Below are 19,745 nucleotides of genomic sequence, written 5' to 3' on the forward strand. Positions count from 1 at the left end.
GCCGGCAGCGCTAGCCGCCCTCCTTGCGCTTGGGCGGTGTCGGTCCCTGCACCGGCGGCAGCGACTTCAGATAGGCGGCCATCGCGGCGCGGTCTTCCGCGGTAAGTTGCGCCAGATTCTTGATCACCGCCCGCATCGCGCCCGAAGCGCTGTCGCCCTCGGGCAGGTCGCCGGTCTCGAGGAAATCCGCGATATCCTTCTCGCTCCAGTTGCCGATGCCCTGCTGCGTGATGTTGGGCACCCAGCCCTCCCCTTCGGGATTGGGCCCACCGGCAAAGCGCTGGCTGGCGATGATGCCGCCGAGCGCATTGCGCGGGCTGTGGCATTCGGCGCAGTGGCCGAAAGCGTTCACGAGATAGGCTCCGCGATTCCATTGCGGCGAGCGCGCGGCGTCCGCGACGAACGGCGCGGTGTCCATGAACAGCAGCTTCCAGATGCCGACATTGCGGCGGATGTTGAACGGAAACGGCAGCGCGTGGTCGCCCACTGTGCCGGACACCGACGGAAGCGTCTTCAGATAGGCAAAGAGATCGCGGACGTCGTCGACACTGGCCAGATGATAGGACGTGTAGGGAAACGCGGGGAAATAGTGCGTGCCCGCGGGCGAGACACCGCGCATCACGGCGTTGACGAAATCGGCCTCGCTCCAGCGGCCGATCCCGTAGGCGGGATCGGGGGAAATATTGGGGACGTAGAACGTCCCGAACGGCGAGCCCAGCGCCAGCCCGCCGCCGAGCCGCAGGCGATCGGGCTGATTGGGGGTGGCATGACAGGACGAGCAGCCGCCGGCGTGGAACAGCTCCTGCCCGTTGGCGAGATCGGGGTTGCGTATCGGCGCCGGCACGGCCAGCACGGCCGGGGCGGTCAACCACCAATAGAGGGCGAACGCCGCGACGGCGGCGATCAGGGCGGCAAGGAGCGTTCGTCGCAACATTCGATCATTCCATCGTGAACGCGCGAACTTAAGGGTCATGCCGCGCTCGATCCAACCACGAATATTTTAGACGGCCCGGCTGTAATGCCGGAATAAACCGCATGACGCACTGTTTGAAAAGCAATCAGGCGTCAACAGGAGAAAGCCATGACCAAAGCCGTTTTTGCCACACTGGTACTCGGAGCTGCCGTTGCGTTCGCCGCCCCGGCCAGCGCGGAGAAACTGAAGGCGACGCTGGACGGCAAATCCGAAGTCCCCGCCAACACCAGCAGCGCGACCGGAACGGCCGATCTGGACTACGACGCTGCCAGCAAGAAGCTGTCCTGGACCGTCACCTATTCCGGCCTCTCGGGCCCCGCCACCGCCGCGCATTTCCACGGGCCTGCCGAAGCCGGCAAGAACGCCGGCGTCGCGGTCCCGATCCCGAATGCAGCCTCGAGCCCGGTCAAGGGCGAAGCCACGCTCACCGACGCGCAGGCCGCCGATCTGCTCGGCGGCAAGTACTACATCAACATCCATACCGCGGCGAACCCGGCCGGCGAGATCCGCGGTCAGGTGACGAAGTAAAGCGAAAACGCGGGCTTCGTCGCGGAAAGGCCGGACGCAAGGAGGGAGCGTCCGGCCTTTTCGATTCCAAGCAACTTCGTAGCCCGGATGGAGCCAACGGTCGGCGCGAAGCGCCGCCCGTTGGTGCAATCCGGGAGCCCTGCGCGTTGCGGACAGGTCCCCGGATTTCGCTGCGCCCCATCCGGGCTACGACGCTACGACTCTGACCGTGCTCAAGCCGCGTTCAGCGCCTGCGCGAGGTCGGCGATCAGGTCCGACGGGTTCTCGATGCCGATCGACAGCCGGATCGTGGAATCGAGCACGCCGATCTTTCGGCGGATGTCGGCGGGAACGCCGGAATGGGTCATCGTCGCCGGCAGGCTTGCGAGCGATTCCGTGCCGCCAAGGCTCACCGCCAGCTTGAGGATCTGCAGCGCGTTGAGGAATTTCACCGCCGCCTCCTTGCCGCCGACGATGTCGAACGAGAACGTCGAGCCCGCGCCCAGGCATTGCCGCGCGAACACACGGCCGGACAGCGAGCCCTGCTCGTGGTGACCGAGGTAGTGCACCCTGGCGACCTTCGGATGGTCGCGCAGGAAGTCTGCCACGAGCCGCGCATTCGCATCGGCCTTCTCCATCCGCAGGCTGAGCGTCTCGAGCGAGCGGTTGATCATCCAGCACGAATGCGGATCGAGCTGGGTGCCGATGGCGCCGCGCAGCGCCTTGATGCCTTTCATGATCGCCTTCGATCCGAGCGCGGCGCCCGCGATCAGGTCGGAATGACCGCCGACATACTTTGTCAGCGAATACAGCGACAGATCCGCGCCGTGCTCGATCGGCCGCTGAAACACCGGCCCGAGCAGCGTGTTGTCGCAGGCGATGACCGGCGTATGTCCCTGGGCCTTGCCGATGGAATCGGCGATGCGGCGGATCATTGCGATGTCGACGAGGCCGTTGGTCGGATTGGCCGGCGTCTCGATCAGGATCATCGAAACCCGCCCCTTGCCCATGGCCTCCTCCGAGGCCTGCTTGACCGCCGTCTCGTCGATGCCGTCGGCAAAGCCGACGGCGCCGATCGACAGGCGCGCGAGCGTGTTCGTCAGCAGCGTCTCCGTCCCGCCATAGAGCGGCTGCGAGTGCAGGATGACATCGCCCGGGCGAACAAAGGCCAGAATCGTGGTTGCGATCGCCGCCATGCCGGACGAGAACAGCGCGCAACTCTCCGTGCGCTCGTAGATCGCGAGCCGATCCTCGACGATCTCGCTGTTGGGATGATTGAAGCGCGAATAGACCAGGCCCGCGCCCATGCCTTCCGGCGGCTCGCGCCGTCCGGCGACGTAGTCGAAGAAGTCCTGGCCATCCTCGGCGGTCTTGAACACGAAGGTGGAGGTCAGGAACACCGGCGGCTTGATGGCGCCCTCCGACAATTGCGGATCATAGCCATAGGTCAGCATCAGGGTTTCCGGATGCAGCATATGATTGCCGATATGGGTCTTGGAGGGGAACGGTTTTGCCATGGCCTGTCTCGCGGTTGATCGAGGTGCTCGCCGCGCGCTGGGAATCCCGACGTGAGGATGCCGGGAGGAGACTCGTGTGAGCGCACGGCCGTTGGCGCAAGGATAGCCGCTCTCGCGGCAATCCGTCAGGCCTTGCGGACGGAAGTTCCTGCGGGCCGCGGTCAAGAAAAAGGCGGTTGCTTTCGCAACCGCCCTTCTGAAGTCCTTGGTAGCCCGGATGGAGCGCAGCGCAATCCGGGACAAGTCCATCACGCCGTCTTCCCGGATTGCGTTGCGCTCCATCCGGGCTACAAACGATGACCGCCCCGCTATTTCAATTTCACACGATAGGTTTCGTGACAATCATTGCAGCGGTCGTTGATCGCCGTGTAGGCCGCCTTCAGGCCCGCGACATTAGTGATCTTGCCTTTGGCGTCGGCGATCGCCTTCTGCACCGGCGGGATCTTGGCATCGAAATCGGCCTTGTTCTGCCAGACCTTCGGCGACGAGCCGTAGGTCGCGTTGACGACATCCTGCTTGGGATTGATCTCGAAGGTCTTGGCGATCTTGGCAACATCGGCCTCGATGCTGGCGATGGCCTCATCGGCAGCCTTCTTGTCGAAGGGAATATCGCCCTTGCTCATCTTCTGAAGCACGCCATACTGATTCTTGGCGATTGCCCGCATCAGATTGTCCTGCTGGACGGCAATCTCCTGTTGCGCCATGACGGCGCCCGCGCCCAGCACGAGGACGCCCGCGACAATCATCGTCCGTTTCATTGGTTGGTTTCTCCGGCTATCGAGACCCTCAGGGAATGAGACGTCACCGGCTTCGCGCGAAGCCGGGACCCATCATGGGTAGAACCCCGCGCGGCGGGTTTATTCCCGTGCGCGCGGGAAGCGCGGCTTCACAAGCTGTGACGGCGGTGATGCTCGCTGATCGCAACCCACACCCGCTCGGGCGTTGCCGGCATGTCGATGTGGTCGATCTTGTACTCGCGCCAGAGCGCATCGACGATGGCGTTGACCACGGCCGGACAGGAGCCGATCGCGCCGGCCTCGCCGGCCCCCTTCACGCCCATCGGATTGGTCTTGCAGGGCACGTTGTGGGTCTCGAACACGAAGGCCGGCCCGTCCGCCGCGCGCGGCAGCGCATAGTCCATGAAGGTCGCGGTGATGAGCTGCCCGTCGGTCGGTCCATACACCACCTGCTCCATCAAGGCCTGGCCGATGCCCTGCATGGCGCCGCCATGCACCTGGCCGGCCAAGAGCAGCGGATTGAGCGTCTTGCCGAAATCGTCGACGATCACGTAGTTGACGATTTTGATGATGCCGGTCGCCGGATCGATCTCGACCTCCGCAACATGGGTGCCGTTGGGATAAGTGCCGTCGGCGCTGGCAAAGGTCGCGCTGCCGTTCAGCTTCGACGGATCGGCCCCGGGCCGCTTGGCGAGATCGGCAAACGAGATCGAACGATCGGTGCCGGCGATCCGCACCACGCCTTCGGAGATTTCGAGGTCGCCTGCGCTGGCTTCGAGCGCCTGTGCCGCGATCTCCTTCAGCCTCGAACCGAGCTCGCGCGTGGCGCGCTCGACGCTGACGCCGCCGGAGGGGATCGAGGCCGAGCCGCCGGTGCCGAGGCCGGTCGCGATCTCGTCTGTGTCGCCCTGGCGAACATGCACGCGCTCGGGCGCCACGCCGAACTGTTCGGCGACGATCTGCGCATAGGCGGTCTGATGGCCCTGCCCGCTCGATTGCGTGCCGATCAGCACGGTGACGTCGCCATTGGCATCGAGGCGGACGTTGGCCGTCTCTTCACCCATCACGCCGCAAATCTCGACATAGCTCGCAAGCCCGATGCCGCGGATCAGGCCGCCCTTCTTGGCCGCCTTGGCGCGCTTGGGGAATTCCTTCCATTCCGCGATCTCCATCGCGCGCTTCAGGTGCGCGGCGAAGTCGCCGGAATCGTAGACCTTGCCGGTCGCGGTCTTGTAGGGCAGCGCCTTCGGAGGGATGAAATTCTTGCGGCGGATGGCGTCCGGCGTCATGTCGAGCTTCCGCGCGCAGGCATCGACGAGGCGCTCGATGACATAGGCGGCTTCGGGCCGGCCCGCGCCGCGATAGGCGTCGACCGGCACGCTGTGGGTGAAGATCGTGCGCACCCGGCAATGGAAGGCCTGGATGTCGTAGAGGCCGGGCAGCATGCCGGCGCCGCCATGCGGGATGTAGGGCCCGAAGGTCGACAGATACGCGCCCATGTCGCCCATGAGGTCGCAATCCATCGCGAGGAACTTGCCGTCTTCAGCCAGCGCCATCTTGGCAGTGGTGACGTTGTCGCGGCCCTGCGCATCGCCCATGAAATGCTCGGAGCGGTCGGCCGCCCACTTCACCGCCTTCTTCAGTTTGCGCGCAGCGACGGCCATCAGGGCATATTCCCGATACGGAAACAGTTTTGTGCCGAACCCGCCGCCGACGTCGGGGCAGATCACCCGCATCTTGTCGGTGGGGATGTTGAGCACGTTCTGGCAGAGGATGTCGCGCAGGCGGTGGCTGCCCTGGCTGCCGACCGTCAGCGTCAGATGGTCGCGCTTGGAATCGTATTCGCAGACCGCCGCGCGGGTCTCCAAGAAGCTTGCAACCACGCGCGGATTGACGATGGAGATCTCGGCGACCGCATGTGCTTTCGCGAAGGCAGCTTCCGTCGCCGCTTTGTCGCCGATCGAGACGTCGAACAGCACGTTGCCCGGCTTGTCGGGCCAGACCAAGGCTGCGCCCTTCTTCACGGCGTTGACGACGCCAGTCACCGCGGGCAGCGGTGACCATTGGACCTCGATCGCCTCGATCGCATCGCGAGCCTGGTCGATGGTCTCGGCGACCACGAAGGCGACGGCATCGCCGACGTGGCGCACCTCGTCCTTGGCCAGGATCGGGTAAGGCGGGCCGGTGAAGGGATCGGTCTCGAGGTTGAACAGGCAGGGCAGATTGCCGAGATCCCCGACGTCGTCGGCCGTCAGGATCAGCGCAACGCCCGGCAGGCCGCGCGCGCGGCTCGCATCGATGCTGTATTTGGCATGCGCATGCGGCGAGCGCAGCACCAGGCAGCGGAGCGCGGCCTGCGGCGCGTAATCGTCGGTATAGCGGCCCTTGCCGCGGATGAGCGCGTCATCCTCCTTGCGCAGCACGCTTTGGCCAACGCCGAACTTGATGGGAGCCGCCATTTTATCTTCCCGTTCTCATGGTTGTTTTGTGGGCATATTGCCGTGGAAAAACTGGCAAGGCAAACGGGTTTAGGCGGGCGCAGGGGTCGCAGGTTCAATCGCGCCACGCGTGCCTCACGGGAATGCTCGGCAAGGTCCCAGCGTGATCGTGTGACGTTGACGGCGAGAGCCAAGCGCTCCCACTTAGCTGTTCTCGTGCTCACCCCGAGCTTCAAATAGCTGATGAGCATCGGAGGCCGTGAGCGTCAGCCCGTACAAATCTTTCAGCGTCGAAATGCGTTGCAGCGTCGCAGGCTCGAACGGAGTCTTGCCTTCGAACGAATGCAGGAGAACGCCCTCCAGCAAATCACCCAGGCTCATATCCAGGTATTCGGCGAGGCCCTTCGCGACCTTGAGAATGCGCTTCTCGATCCGAACTCCCGTCTGTACGCGTTGGACTGAATGTTTGTGAGCTTCTGAGTTCATAATGTGTGACCTCGATCGGAAGACGGGGGTTTAGTCGCATCATGCCATTGCCGGACTTGCTCGGGCATCGGTCTCCAGCCCTGCAACTCACGTCCTCAGAGACCAGGTGAATCTTGGATTCGTTCGGACGCCTGCGGGGTCGACGCTCTGATCGCGGAACGATTGTTGTCACACAGGCAGAGCCTGGGCGGCCGAGTTGACCGATCCCAATTTGCCTTTTCCGTTCTAGAATGTTACCTTGGTACCAAGGTAACATAGGACGCCGCCATGAGCAACAGAATTTGCTGCACGGATGCTGCAGAGGTCGCCGAACTGAGCGAGGGCTTCCTCGCGCGTACACTTCCCGGGGCACGTTTCAGCCATCGTGAACATCTGATCGTGACGAGCTACTTGCTCGCCACTGATCCGGCTCGGGACTGGCGGGTCGAACTCCCCGAGATGATCCGCGCCTACAATGTTGCCGCTGGCGGCGTGAACGACGATGTGCGTGGCTATCACCACACGATGACGATGGCCTTCTTGATGATCATCGAAGGAATTCTTGCGGAGGTCGGCCGCCGCGACATTGTCGCCGCCTGCAACGCGGTGCTTGCGTCCCCGGCAACCGAAAAGGATGCACTGTTGCGTTTCTGGAGCCGCGAAGCGCTGTTCTCGCGGGAGGCGCGGCACGGCTGGATTGAGCCAGACCTTGCCGAGTTCAAGCCGCGCGCGTCAGGTCATATGCCAGCGTGAGGATCGTCGATTACTCACATCCCGCGGCTCAACAGATACCTCGTACTATCTCTGAGCGCATCGATCGCCCGCCCAGGTGCGAGATAGTTGATCTCGGCGCGCGTCAGGCCGATGTCGGTCAGCTCCCTGTCGCTCAGATCCATCAAACTGACCCGCGGGTGCAGGCGCCACGTCCCAAAAGCAGACCAATATCGCTTGAGCAGGCCCAGGAGACTTTGCGCCGGCGCGGCTGCGGCAGCTTCTCTCCCCGACAAGGCTTGGCCCGGCGTTGCAACGGACACGTTGAGACGAGCCGCTGCCGCCAGAACCTCGTCCATGGCCTGCTTCGCGAGCGCAATGGATTGGTCGAGGCGAAGCACCGCCGCATCGTGCTCGGCCTCGGATGAAATGCTCGTCAGTTGTGGTGGCATCGGACGCTCCTGCTGTTGAGCCGGCAGGGAGCGTGGCCAAACAAAAGGCCCCGTCCGATGCCGGCGGGGCCTGGTGGAAAAGATGTCGTCGAAATCCTAGCGCACGACTCCTCCCACCGCCCAGCCGAAGCGGGTGATGTGATTGCGGGAGACTTTGCGCGAGCATTTGATCATGAGCGACTCCTACCACCGCAATCGCGCAAAATCAAGAGATGTGCCGATGTTGGCTGCAGCTTGGAGGCGAATGCCGTGCTCTCTAACCCCGCACCAGCGAGACCAGCCACTTGCGTCCGAACAATACGAGGATCGCGAGCGCGTAGACGATCGTGCCGCCGACGGCGAGCAGGATCAGTATCAATTCATCCCGGAAGTGCATCGCGCCCAACCAGGGGCCGCTGAAACGTGCAATCAGCCAGAACGCGGCGGCGAGGATGAGGCCGCTTAGCAAGAACTTGGCGAGCGACAGCAGCCAGGCGCGGTCGAGCACGAGAAAGCCGCGCCGCACGGCGAAGAACAGCACCAGCAAGAGATTGGTCCAGACGCCGACGGCGGTCGCCAGCGCGAGGCCGATCTGGGCGAGTGATCCCATCAAGGCGACCTTCAGCGCGACATTGACCGCGATGCCGGTCAGCGACGCGCGGACCGGCGTTGCGGTGTCCTTGCGGGCATAGAAGGTCGCGACCGCACTGCGGATCAGCACGAACGGGATGAGGCCGATGGCATAGGCCGCGAGCGTCGCACCGGCGGCGGCGGCATCGGCCTTGGAGAACGCACCGCGGGCGAACAGTGCGCGCATGATCGCATCGGGCACGGTGAGGAAGGCCGCGACGAACGGGATCGAGAACAGCAGCGTGAAATCGAAGGCACGGCGCTGCGCGCTCAGTGCGCCGTCGTGGTCGTTTGCGGTGATCCGCCGCGACATCTCCGGCAGCAGCACCGTGCCGATGGCGATGCCGATGACGCCGATCGGGAGCTGGTTGAGCCGGTCGGCGTAATAGAGCGCGGACAACGCGCCGGCAGGCAGGAAGGTCGCGATGATGGTGTCGGCGAACAGCGCCACCTGCGTGCCCATCGAGCCCAATGTTGCCGGCCCCAGTGCCTTGAAGAAGCCGCGGACATCTTCGTCGAGCTTGAGCGGCGCAAAGCGCGGCAGGCCGCCATGGCGGGCGAGATCGCCTGCGAGCAGGAAATATTGCAGGAAGCCGGACATCAGCACGCCCCAGGCCGCGGCATGGCCCGCGGTCGGAAACCAGACGGCAACCGCCAGCGTCATCATCATGGCGACGTTGAGGAAGATCGAGGCGGCCGCGGCGCTGGCAAAGCGCTGCATCACGTTGAGCATGCCGCCATAGAGCGTCACCAGCGTGATCAAGAGCAGATAGGGAAAGGTGATCCGGGTCAGCTCGATCGCGAGCTTGCGCTGCTCGGCATCCTCACCAAAGCCTGGCGCCAGGATGCTCATGGCCTGCGGCATGAACAGCCAGGCGGCGATCAGCAGCACCACCTGCGAGGCCAGGAGCAGCGTGAAGATGCGGTCGGCGAACAAATGTGCGGCCGCCTCCCCCTTCTCGCCATGGACATGGGCATAGGCCGGCACCCAGGCGGCGTTGAAGGCGCCCTCGGCGAAGATCGCGCGGAAATGGTTGGGAAGCCGCAGCGCCACGAAAAAGGCGTCGGCCACCGGCCCGGCACCGAGGATCGCCGCGAGCATGATGTCGCGGGCAAACCCCGTCAGCCGCGACAGCAGCGTGTAACCACCGACCGTGAAGATGCGTCCGAGCATGCGGATTGTTGTAGAGACTTATCGGACGGAGGTCGATGCATCTTGCGATGCGCATTACTGCGCCCTCTCCCCTTGCGGGAGAGGGCAGCACCGCAGGCAGATACAGACTCAATCGGGTGAGGGGTATCTCTCAGCGCATGCCGTACGGAGAGAGACCCCTCACCCGGCTTCGCTTCGCGAAGCCAACCTCTCCCGCAAGGGGAGAGGGAAGAACTCAGCCCGCCAGCGCGCCGCGGACGGCGGCGATGATTCGCTCCTGATCGGCCTCGGTCAGGTAGGCATGCATCGGCAGGCTGATGACGTCCTGCGACAGGCTCTCGCAACCCGGCAATCCGCCCTCGGCGACCGGGTACTGTTTGTAGGCGGTCTGCTGGTGCATCGACTTGCCGTAATAGATCGCGGTCGGCACTCCCTGGGCTTTTAGCGCGGCAGCGAAGCCGTCGCGGTCGATACCCTTGGGAAGACGAATGGTGTACTGCGCCCAGACTGAGGTATTGCCCGGCGCGATGCGCGGCACGGTGACCACGTTGGACAGGCCGCGCGCATAGCGCTCCGCGACCCTGTTGCGGGCGGCGATCTCGTCGTCAAAAATCTTCAGCTTCTCGATCAGGACCGCGGCCTGCATAGTGTCGAGCCGGCCGGTCAGGCCGAGGCGGACGTTGTCGTATTTGTCGACGCCCTGCCCGTGCACGCGGATGCTGCGCAAGGTGGCGGCGAGCTCGTCGTCATCGGTGAAGATGGCGCCGCCGTCGCCGAAGCAGCCGAGCGGCTTTGCCGGGAAGAAGCTGGTCGCAGTGGCGTGGCCGAAGGTGCCGAGCTTGCGGCCCTTGTAGCTCGCGCCAAAGCCTTGCGCGGCGTCGTCGAGCACGAACAGGCCTTCGGCCCTGGCGATCTCGGCGATGGCGTCGTGATCGGCGGGCTGGCCGAACAAATCGACCGGAATCACCGCGACGGGCTTGAGACCGGCCTTGCGGGCGGTGGCGATGCCGCGCTTGAGCGATTCCGGGCTCATGTTGAAGGTGGTCTCGTCGACGTCGACATAGACCGGCGTCGCGCCGGTCCGCGCCACCGGCGAAGCGGTCGCGATGAAGGTGAAGGACGGACACAGCACGGCATCGCCGGGCCCGACATTCCTGGCCATCATCACCATCAGGATGGCGTCGGTGCCGCTGGCGCAGCCGATCACGTGCTTGGCGCCTGAGTAGGCCGCAAGCTGCTTCTCGAGCTCGAAGACCTCCGGCCCGTTGACGAACTGGCAATGGTCCATCACGCGCTTCACGGCGGCATCGAGCGAGGCGCCGAGCCGGCGGCGCTGCGAGGCGACGTCGATGAAGGGAATGGGTTCGGAACGCAAGTGCTGGTTCATGACGCCTTGTGACGTTTGAGCGGTCGACATGGAAGGGATCAGCCGGCGACGCGGCGCGGCCCCTTGCGCGCGGGTGACGTCGCCGCAGGACGCGAGGGCCTCTCCAGGCATTGCGTGGCGATCTCGAGGCTGGCGACGCCCTCGTCGCCCGTCACTGCCGGCGTCTCGCCGTTGCGCACCGCCTTAAGGAATGCGATCAGCTCGGCGCGAAGCGGCTCGTCATGGCCGACCGGCAGATGCCGCATCGAGTAGCTGCCGTCCGGCTTGAAGCCGAAGCATTCGGTGACCTGGCGCGTCAAGAGATCGCCCATCACGTATTTGCCGCGCGTTGCGACCGTGACGCTGCGCGCCTTGAACGGCGTCAGCCAGTTGGTGTTGATGTGGGCGAGCACGCCGCTCTCGGTGCGGAACTGCAAGAGCGCGATGTCCTCGCGCTCGGCGACCGCGCTCGACAATTGCGGCTGCACCTCGACGATGTCGGATTCGGTGAACCAGCGGATCAAATCGATGTCGTGCACGGCAAGATCGATGACGACGCCGACATTGGACATGCGCGGCGGGAACGGGCCGACGCGGGTGATCGCGATGGAGAGAATGTCCTCGCCCGCGATCGCCTGCTTGACCGCGGCGACCGCCGGATTGAAGCGCTCGACATGGCCGATCATCAGCGTGACGCCCGCCTTGTGCGCGGCGGCGACGATCTCGCGGCCCTCTTCCACGGTGGATGCGATCGGCTTCTCGACCAGCACGTGGATGTTCTTGGCGATGCATGCGAGCGCGACCTCGTGATGCAGATGGGTCGGTGCCGCGATGGTGACGGCATCGACGCCTTCGGCGAACAGCTGGTCGAGCGTCTCGAAGCTTTCGCAATTGGCGAGCTCCGTGGCCCGCGCACGATGCGCCGGCGAGGGATCGACGACGCCGACGAGGCTGACGCCGGGCAGGCCGCTGAGCACGCGCGCATGGTTGCTGCCCATCACGCCGGCGCCAATGACACCGACGCGCAAGCCGGCCTTTGCCGGTGCAGATCCCCTGGAAGTCATCTGAGCAAACCCCGATTCAACGCAAATCCCCGGGCCGCTTCTAGCACGGACGCCACATTTGTGGCGAATGCCGCCCTGGCGGGCCGGACACGATTTGATTCAAAAAGTTACACGTTCCCCGGGCCTTAGGCCGAAAAAGATACCGCTTCTCGGCCCGGGTCGCGTGATTCGGAGTTTGCTGGTTACGACCTTTGATAGTCGTCTTCAATCCGGATGATGTCGTCTTCCCCCAGATAGCTTCCAGTCTGGACCTCGATCAGCTCCAGCTGGATCTTGCCGGGATTCTCCATCCGGTGGACGGCGCCCATCGGGATGTAGATCGACTCATTCTCGTGCACCGTCTTCACGGTCTCGTTGACGGTGACCTGCGCCGTGCCGCGGACCACGATCCAGTGCTCGGCACGATGATGGTGCTTTTGCAGCGACAGCCGCCCGCCCGGCTTCACCACGATGCGCTTGACCTGGTGGCGCTCGCCATTGTCGACGGATTGATAGCTGCCCCAGGGCCGGTGCACCTTGAGATGCTCCTCGGTGACCTTCGGCGCGACCGACTTCAATTTCGTCACCAGGCGCTTCAGCCCGTTGGCATCCTTCTGCCGCGAGACCAGCACCGCGTCCGCGGTCGCGACCACGACGAGATCGTCGACGCCCTCGAGCGCGACCAGCGCGGAATCCGTGGTGACGTTGCAATTGCGGGAATCCTCGAACACGGCGGTGCCGTGCGCGGCATTGCCTTGCGCGTCCTTCTCCGACAGCTCCCACACCGCATGCCAGGAGCCGACGTCGGACCAGCCGCACGACACCGGCACGACGGCGGCGCGCGAGGTCTTCTCCATCACCGCATAGTCGATCGAGATCGCCTTGGCCGCGCCGAACGCCTCGGGCTCCAGCGTGACGAAGCCGAGATCGCGGCCGGCATTGTTGACCGCATTGGTAACGGCCTCGACGCTTGCCGCATCCACCTTGCGATATTCGTCGAGCAGCACGCTCACCGGAAACATGAAGTTGCCGCTGTTCCAGAGATAGCCCGAATTGACGTAGTCGGAGGCCTTCACCGCATCCGGCTTCTCGACGAAGCGTGCCACCGCCTGCACTTCGCCCGCGACCACCTCGCCCGGATTGATGTAGCCATATTCCGTTGCCGGCCGTTCCGGCTTGACGCCGAAGGTGACGATGCGCCCGGCATTCGCGGCGGTGAGGCCCTCGCGACAGGCGGCGACGAAGGCAGCATTATTCTGCACGACGTGATCGGCGGCGAGCGCGAGCACGATCGCCTCGCTGGCGCGGTTCTGCGCAAACACCGCGCCGGCTGCGATGGCAGGGCCGGAATCGCGCCGCATCGGCTCGAGGATCACGTCGGCCTCGATGCCGATCTCGGCGAGCTGCTCCAGCACCATGAAGCGGTAGGAGGCGTTGGTGATGACGATCGGCCGGTCGAACAAAGAGGGATCGGACACGCGCAGCAGCGTGTCCTGGAACGTCGAGCGCGTGCCGAACAGCGGCAGGAACTGCTTGGGCCGAACCTCGCGCGAAGCGGGCCACAGCCGCGTGCCGGCACCGCCGCACATGATCAGGGGGATTATGCGTTTGTCCATCGTGATCTCAAACCTTGAAATGGTCCCGATACCAGGTGACGAAGTTATGAACCCCATGCTCGATCGGCGTTGACGGTGCAAAGCCGGTGTCGCGCGAGAGATCCTCGACATCCGCGAACGTTTCCAGCACATCTCCCGGCTGCATCGGCAGCAATTCTTTGATCGCCGTCCGGCCCAGCTCCCGCTCCAGAAGACCGACGACGTGCATCAGTTCCTCCGGATGATGATTGCCGACATTGTAGAGCTTTGACGGCGCATTTGCGGCAGCCGGATCGTCCGCAGGCACGAGATCGATCAGCTTGGACACGACGCGCGTCACATCGTCGATATAGGTGAAATCGCGGCGCATTTTGCCATGGTTAAAGAGCCGGATCGGCTTGCCGGCCATGATGGCGCTCGCGAACAGAAACATGGCCATGTCGGGGCGGCCCCATGGCCCGTAGATGGTGAAGAACCGCAGCCCCGTGACCGGCAGGCGATAAAGATGGCTGTAGGACTGCGCCATCACCTCGTTCGCCTTCTTGGTCGCGGCGTAGAGGCTGACCGGATGGTCGGTGCGGTCCGCAACCGCAAATGGCAGTTTTGTGTTGGCGCCGTAAACGGAGGATGACGAGGCGTAGACCAGATGACCGCAGCCATTGTTGCGGCAGCCCTCCAGCACGTTGAGAAAGCCGACGAGATTGGAATCGGCGTAGGTCTGCGGCTGTTCGATCGAGTAGCGCACGCCGGCCTGCGCGGCCAGATGCACGACTTTGGCAAAACGATGCTGCGCGAACAGCGCCGCCATGGTCTCGCGGTCGGCGAGATCGGCCTCGACGAACGAGAAACGCGGTTGGTCCCGGAGCAGAGCAAGGCGCGCTTTCTTCAGCGCCGGATCGTAATAGCTGTTGAGATTGTCGAGCCCGACGACGGCGCGACCTTCGCCCAGGAGCTGCCGGGCGACGTGGAAGCCGATGAAGCCGGCCGCACCCGTGACCAAAATCGCCCGATCCGTCATCCTGTTCCCTGGGTGATCCCTCGCCCGATCCTGTCTAGCCGCCACCTCGACGGGGTCGCAATAGGCTCCCCGCTCCTTCACGCGGTCTCCTCATGGCGTCCTTAACGACGGCTCCTCGACGAGAGCTATTGCAAGATCGGCGCCAAAACCATACCAAAGCGGCCGAATTCGGCGCATCGCGTCGGGTTGCCTCCAATCTTAGCAAACCCTGTTCATGCGGACGAGATGCGCCGAATCCTGTTGTCGACGGCCAAGATCCTGATTTCCGCGGCGCTGCTCTATCTGGCGCTGCGCAAGGTCGACCTGTCCGAGCTGTTTTCCCGATTCACCCTGACCAGCCTGTTCTGGCTAGGTGTGGCGATCGCGGTCACGTTCCTGCAGATCTTCGTCGGCGTGCTGCGCTGGCGCGAGATCAGCGCCGCCTGCGGCGCGCCGCTCGAGCTCGGCCGCGCCATGCGATACAACGTGATCGGCTCGTTCTTCAACCAGACGCTGCCGTCGGCGATCGGCGGCGATGCCGTGCGCCTGTGGCTGGTCGCCCGCGCCGGCGCCGGCTGGCGCACGGCGACCTACTCGATCTTCGTCGACCGCGCCATCGGCCTGGTCGCGCTCGCGATCTTGATCGTCGCCAGCCTGCCCTGGAGCTACACCCTCATCACCGATCCGCACGGTCGCTCGGCGCTGCTGCTCATCGACCTCGTGGCGCTCGCCGGCGGCCTCGGCTTCCTGATCTTCGGCGCGCTGAAATGGCGCTGGCTGAAGACCTGGTGGGCAACGCATCACATCCACGCCTGCGCCGTCATCGCCAATCGCGTGATCTTCAGCGGCACAAGCGGCCCCGTCGTCGCGATCCTGTCGGTCCTCGTTCACGTGCTCGCCGTCGTCATCGCCTGGTGCGTCGTGCAGTCGATTGGGGCCCCGGTTCGCTTCAGCGACGTCTTTCTGCTCGTGCCGCCGGTGATGCTGATTTCGATGATGCCGATCTCGATCGCCGGCTGGGGCGTGCGTGAGGCCACGATGAGCCTTGCGTTCGGCTTCGCGGGACTTTCCGCCAACGAGGGCGTCAACGTCTCGCTGCTGTTCGGCGCCGTGTTCTTCCTGGTCGGGGCAGTCGGCGGCCTGGTCTGGATCCTCAGCGCCGAGAAAGCCGCGCAAGGGTCGGCCCCGATCGGAGTGCCGGAGTGAATTCGGCTGCCGATGCGCTCGCCGGCGCGGCCCTGCTGCTTGCCGTTGCGGCGGCCGTGCTGATCTCGGCGCTCGTGACCTGGACCAGTCGCCCCCTGCTGCAGCGCTACGCGCTGGCGCGGCCGAATGCGCGGTCCTCCCATCGCGTGCCGACCCCGCAGGGCGCCGGCATCGCGGTGATCGCCGCGACGCTGATCGTTGCCTCGCTGTGGGGGGTCTCCGCCAATGTCGCGATCCCGCCGGCGCTGGTCGCTGCGACAATCGTGATCGCGCTGGTCGGCTTCGTCGACGACATCGTATCGCTGCCCGTGCTGGTGCGCCTGGTGCTGCAGGCCGCCTGCGTCGGCGCCGTGGTGTTCACCGCCCCCGACACCGCGCGCATCGTGCCGGCGCTGCCGCTCGCGCTGGAGCGCGGCCTCATCGTCCTTGCCGGCGTCTGGTTCGTGAACCTCGTCAACTTCATGGACGGGCTCGACCTGATGACGGTGGCGGAAGTCGTTCCGGTCACCGCTGCGCTGCTGCTGCTGGGAATGCTCGGGGATCTCCCATGGCCGGCCGTGCTGATCGCCACCGCGCTGTGCGGCGCCATGCTCGGCTTCGCGCCGTTCAACCGTCCTGTCGCAAAAGTCTTCCTGGGCGATGTCGGCAGCCTGCCGATCGGCCTCCTGCTCGGCTGGTGCCTGCTCGAGCTCGCCTTGCACGGACAAGCGGCTGCGGCGCTGCTGCTGCCGGCCTACTACCTCGCCGATGCCACCATCACGCTGTTTCGGCGCATCGCGCGCCGCGAGCCGTTCTGGTCGGCGCACCGTTCGCATTTCTATCAGCGCGCGACCGACAACGGTTTCTCGGTGTCCCGGGTGAGCGGCGAAGTCTTCCTGCTTAACCTCGTGCTCGCAGGGCTGGCGATCCTCGCCGTTCGCGCCGCGACGGTGGCCGTCACGCTGCCCGCGCTGATCGCCGGCGCGATCGCGGTCGCCCTCCTGCTGCGCCGCTTCTCCCGCCCTCAGGCGTCCTGAGCCGACACGGCGAGCCGCAGCCCCTCGTCGAGCGAAACCTCCGGCCGCCAGCCGGTCGCGAGCGCCTTGGAGACGTCGAGCTCGAGCGAGCCGATCAGGCTGTCATGCATGTCCTGCCGGCCGATCATTCGGAAAAGCGCGCTGAGCAAGCCCGGCGGCAAGCCGAATAGTCGTGGGCTCTTGCCGGACGCCTTCGCCAGACGCGCGATGAATTCGGGCGTCGAGAACTGCTCACTGTCGGCGAGCAGGAATATCTCGAAATGGCCGGCCGCATCTGGATGAGCGAGCCGGTGCAGGATGAAGGACGACAGGTTCTGCACGGCAAGGAAGGCGCGGCGATTGCGGATCGCGGCGAACGGCAACGGCACCCCAAGGTTCATCGCGCGCGTCAACAGAGCGAAACTTCCCTTGGCGCTCGCGCCATAGACCATGGGCGGCCTGATCACAGAGATCTTCATGTCGTTCTCGCCCGCGAGCGTCCTCAGGCCTGCCTCGGCCGCCGCCTTGGACGTCCCGTAGAGGCCGCGCGGCGTCGGGACGTCGTTCTCGCTGAACGGGGCCCTGCCCTCGTTGCTGCGGCCATGCACCAGCACGGTACTGATGAAGATGAAATGGCGCACGCCCGCCCTCGCCGCGCAGCGCGCCAGGTGCACCGTGCCGGCGGTGTTGACGTCCTGGTAGAGCTGGGCTGCATGCTCCTCGCGCCTGTGATGCACGCGCGCGGCAAGGTGAACGACCGCCTCCACCCCCTCGAGCGCGGCCCGCCAATCGGTGTCGGCGCCGATCGATTCGATCACGACCTCGCCGTCGATGCCCTGACGCTTGCGGACGACGGGGCGGACCGACCATCCCTTGCGCACCAGCGCCTGCCCGAGGTGACGGCCGATGAAGCCGCTCGCTCCTGTCACCAGCACGACCGGTTTGCGTTCGCTCATCGTCGCTCCCCGAGCGCTGGATTGCGCAACAATGGTCAGGCCGCCGTGGATCCAAATTCCGGCACGGCATCCTTCAGGATGGTCCTGATGGTGGCGCGATCGTCGCGCGCGATCGCCTGCTCAAGCGCCGCATTCCATTTGCGCAGCGTCTGCATCGGCGGCTCGTTCGGCTGCGCGGCCATGATGCCGGGCACGCCGATCTCGCGGGTCGGCTCCTCCGAGGCAAACAGGATCTCGTGCAGGCGCTCGCCCGGCCGCATGCCGGTGAACACGATCTCGATGTCGTAGCCCGGCTGCAGCCCGGACAGGCGGATCATGCGCTCGGCGAGATCGACGATCTTCACCGGCTGGCCCATGTTGAGCACGTAGACCGAGACGTCGGGACGCTGCGTCCCAAGCGCATGCGTCGCCGCGGTGATGACGAGATCGCAGGCCTCGCGGATGGTCATGAAGTAACGGACCATGTCGGGATGAGTTACCGTCACCGGCCCGCCGGCCTCGATCTGGGCCTTGAACTTCGGCACCACCGACCCGTTCGAGGCCAGCACGTTGCCAAACCGGACCGAGATCAGCCGCATCGGCGGCTTGCTGCCGCTCGCTCCGGCTGCGAGGTCGCGATCGAGCGCCTGGCAGTACATTTCGGCAAAGCGCTTGGTGAGGCCGAGCATCGACACCGGCTCGATTGCCTTGTCGGTAGAGATCATCACCATCGCCTCGGCGCCGGCGGCAACGGCGGCGTCCGCGACGTTGATGGAACCGAAGATGTTGGTTTTGACGCCCTCACTCCAATCGCGCTCGAGGATCGGCACGTGCTTGAGCGCCGCGGCATGGAAGACGATGTCGGGCTTGAACTCGGCCATCAGGCGCATGACGCGCTCGCGGTCGCGAATGTCGGCAATCCGGCCTTCGATCTGTGCGGTGGCACCACGCGCGGCCAGCGCCTCGGTGACCGCGTAGAGAGCCGGCTCGGAATTTTCCACGATCAAGAGACGTGCCGCGCCGAAGGCGACCACACGCTCGCAGATCTCGGATCCGATCGAGCCGCCGCCGCCGGTGACGATCACGGCCTTGCTCCTGATCAAGGCCTCCAGGCGAGCATAGTCGATCTTCTCGCTCGGACGCAGCAGGAGGTCCTCGACCGCAACCGCCGTGAGCCTTGGCGTATCGCCGCTCTCCAGCGAGGGCATCCGGCTCACGATCACACCCAGTTTGCGCGCCCGCATCAGGATCGATTCCGGATGCGACTCCGGCTCGAAAGCCGATGGTGTCATGATGAGGCGCGCGATGGGCTTGTCGCGCTTGGCGAAATCCGAGATCACATCCTCGACGTCGTCGATGCCGCCCAGCACCGGCACGTTGCGAATGAGCTGGCCGCGATCGGCAGGCGATGGTGACAAGACGCCGATCGGCCAGATGCGCTTGATCGCTCCGCTCTCAATGCCGCGCAGCAGCACTTCGGCATCCGCGGCGCGGCCGATCAGCAGCGTCGGCGCGGCCTCCCCGCCCCTCGCGTGACGCCGCACCCGCGTATAGCGGAAGTAGCGGTACGCCATGCGCAGCGCGCTGAGGAAGAAGATCTCGAGAAACCAGTAGAGGACGATCGTCACCTTGCCGAGAAAGAAGGCGCCGCGAACGTTGGGGGCAACGAGGATGTAGTCGAGCACGAGCAGCGCAACCGTGAGCACGGTCGCCGCGCGAATGATGTTCAGCGCGTCAGGCAGCGAGATGAAACGCCATTTCGTCGTGGTCAGATTGCAGAGGAAGAACACGACCACGCTGAAGGCGAGGAAGTAGGGCAGGATCTGGAACAGCAGCGGCAATCGAGCGTAGAAATCGTCGCCACCCTCGAATCGCAGATAGAAGGCGGCAAAAAGCGCCGCCGTGGTCGCCAGCAGGTCGTGGAGCGCGATCAGGAAATTGCGCGAGGTGAGATGCGAAAGTCGCGTCATCCGCCGACCGATGAAAACCCAGTTAAATGCAACTTGACCGCGCTGATAGCCCATCTCGACAAGACTTGCCAGCCGC

General features: G+C 65.0%; 17 protein-coding genes. 4 read left to right on the top strand and 13 right to left on the bottom strand.

The window, feature by feature from the left end; genetic code table 11:
* Positions 1–10 precede the first annotated feature (10 nt).
* Positions 11–934, bottom strand: a complete 924-nt coding sequence (locus GA0061099_RS33415; protein WP_036030288.1) for a c-type cytochrome — start codon at positions 932–934, stop codon at positions 11–13.
* 147 nt (positions 935–1,081) lie between these two features.
* Here GA0061099_RS33415 and GA0061099_RS33420 point away from each other — a divergent pair, with 147 nt between their 5' ends.
* Positions 1,082–1,501 carry a CHRD domain-containing protein gene (locus tag GA0061099_RS33420; protein ID WP_036015536.1) on the top strand — a complete coding sequence of 140 codons (420 nt, stop codon included), beginning with the start codon at positions 1,082–1,084 and terminating at the stop codon, positions 1,499–1,501.
* Positions 1,502–1,713: 212 nt separating this feature from the next.
* Here the strand turns inward: GA0061099_RS33420 and GA0061099_RS33425 are convergent, their stop codons facing one another.
* The 4 genes from GA0061099_RS33425 to GA0061099_RS33440 all read right to left on the bottom strand — a co-directional run bounded on the left by GA0061099_RS33425 (position 1,714) and on the right by GA0061099_RS33440 (position 6,658).
* The gene (locus GA0061099_RS33425) at positions 1,714–2,997 is read right to left on the bottom strand and encodes a cystathionine gamma-synthase family protein (RefSeq protein ID WP_036015534.1); all 1,284 of its coding nucleotides are present in this window, start codon (positions 2,995–2,997) and stop codon (positions 1,714–1,716) included.
* A gap of 308 nt (positions 2,998–3,305) precedes the next feature.
* On the bottom strand, positions 3,306–3,755 hold the full coding sequence (locus GA0061099_RS33430) for a cytochrome c (protein ID WP_036032069.1): 450 nt from the start codon (positions 3,753–3,755) through the stop codon (positions 3,306–3,308).
* A 128-nt stretch (positions 3,756–3,883) separates the two neighbouring features.
* Positions 3,884–6,193 (bottom strand): xanthine dehydrogenase family protein molybdopterin-binding subunit, encoded by a 2,310-nt coding sequence (locus tag GA0061099_RS33435; RefSeq protein ID WP_036032067.1) that lies wholly within the window; start codon positions 6,191–6,193, stop codon positions 3,884–3,886.
* A gap of 183 nt (positions 6,194–6,376) precedes the next feature.
* A complete protein-coding gene (locus tag GA0061099_RS33440; RefSeq protein ID WP_036015526.1) occupies positions 6,377–6,658 on the bottom strand; it encodes a hypothetical protein in 282 nt (93 codons plus the stop codon).
* Between the two features lie 267 nt (positions 6,659–6,925).
* Here GA0061099_RS33440 and GA0061099_RS33445 point away from each other — a divergent pair, with 267 nt between their 5' ends.
* Entirely contained in the window at positions 6,926–7,390 is a 465-nt protein-coding gene (locus GA0061099_RS33445; RefSeq protein ID WP_036015524.1) for a hypothetical protein, read from the top strand.
* Positions 7,391–7,404: 14 nt separating this feature from the next.
* Here GA0061099_RS33445 and GA0061099_RS33450 read toward each other — a convergent pair whose 3' ends face one another.
* The 6 genes from GA0061099_RS33450 to GA0061099_RS33475 form a co-directional block, all read right to left on the bottom strand.
* Complete coding sequence (locus tag GA0061099_RS33450; protein WP_036032065.1) at positions 7,405–7,800, bottom strand: YjiS-like domain-containing protein; 396 nt, start codon at positions 7,798–7,800, stop codon at positions 7,405–7,407.
* A gap of 256 nt (positions 7,801–8,056) precedes the next feature.
* The gene (gene murJ, locus GA0061099_RS33455) at positions 8,057–9,583 is read right to left on the bottom strand and encodes a murein biosynthesis integral membrane protein MurJ (protein ID WP_036032063.1); all 1,527 of its coding nucleotides are present in this window, start codon (positions 9,581–9,583) and stop codon (positions 8,057–8,059) included.
* A gap of 214 nt (positions 9,584–9,797) precedes the next feature.
* A complete protein-coding gene (locus tag GA0061099_RS33460; RefSeq protein WP_036032061.1) occupies positions 9,798–10,949 on the bottom strand; it encodes a DegT/DnrJ/EryC1/StrS family aminotransferase in 1,152 nt (383 codons plus the stop codon).
* 38 nt (positions 10,950–10,987) lie between these two features.
* Positions 10,988–11,992 carry a Gfo/Idh/MocA family protein gene (locus GA0061099_RS33465; RefSeq protein WP_036032059.1) on the bottom strand — a complete coding sequence of 335 codons (1,005 nt, stop codon included), beginning with the start codon at positions 11,990–11,992 and terminating at the stop codon, positions 10,988–10,990.
* A gap of 182 nt (positions 11,993–12,174) precedes the next feature.
* Positions 12,175–13,587: a mannose-1-phosphate guanylyltransferase/mannose-6-phosphate isomerase gene (locus GA0061099_RS33470; RefSeq protein WP_074448258.1), complete on the bottom strand. Its 1,413-nt coding sequence runs from the start codon at positions 13,585–13,587 to the stop codon at positions 12,175–12,177.
* Between the two features lie 7 nt (positions 13,588–13,594).
* Complete coding sequence (locus GA0061099_RS33475) at positions 13,595–14,584, bottom strand: SDR family NAD(P)-dependent oxidoreductase (protein ID WP_036029977.1); 990 nt, start codon at positions 14,582–14,584, stop codon at positions 13,595–13,597.
* 225 nt (positions 14,585–14,809) lie between these two features.
* Between GA0061099_RS33475 and GA0061099_RS33480 the strand changes: the two genes are divergently transcribed.
* A complete protein-coding gene (locus GA0061099_RS33480; RefSeq protein WP_036029974.1) occupies positions 14,810–15,769 on the top strand; it encodes a lysylphosphatidylglycerol synthase transmembrane domain-containing protein in 960 nt (319 codons plus the stop codon).
* Positions 15,766–16,785 carry an MraY family glycosyltransferase gene (locus GA0061099_RS33485; RefSeq protein WP_036015796.1) on the top strand — a complete coding sequence of 340 codons (1,020 nt, stop codon included), beginning with the start codon at positions 15,766–15,768 and terminating at the stop codon, positions 16,783–16,785. Before GA0061099_RS33480 ends, GA0061099_RS33485 begins: the two co-directional genes overlap by 4 nt.
* On the opposite strand, the gene GA0061099_RS33490 is transcribed toward GA0061099_RS33485, so the two are convergent.
* Both GA0061099_RS33490 and GA0061099_RS33495 read right to left on the bottom strand, forming a co-directional pair.
* A complete protein-coding gene (locus tag GA0061099_RS33490) occupies positions 16,773–17,720 on the bottom strand; it encodes an NAD-dependent epimerase/dehydratase family protein (RefSeq protein WP_036029971.1) in 948 nt (315 codons plus the stop codon). The genes GA0061099_RS33485 and GA0061099_RS33490 overlap by 13 nt on opposite strands.
* A 35-nt stretch (positions 17,721–17,755) precedes the next feature.
* On the bottom strand, positions 17,756–19,669 hold the full coding sequence (locus tag GA0061099_RS33495; protein WP_074448259.1) for an SDR family NAD(P)-dependent oxidoreductase: 1,914 nt from the start codon (positions 19,667–19,669) through the stop codon (positions 17,756–17,758).
* Positions 19,670–19,745: the final 76 nt, after the last annotated feature.

It is taken from the genome of Bradyrhizobium yuanmingense (genome assembly GCF_900094575.1).
Lineage (GTDB): Bacteria > Pseudomonadota > Alphaproteobacteria > Rhizobiales > Xanthobacteraceae > Bradyrhizobium > Bradyrhizobium yuanmingense.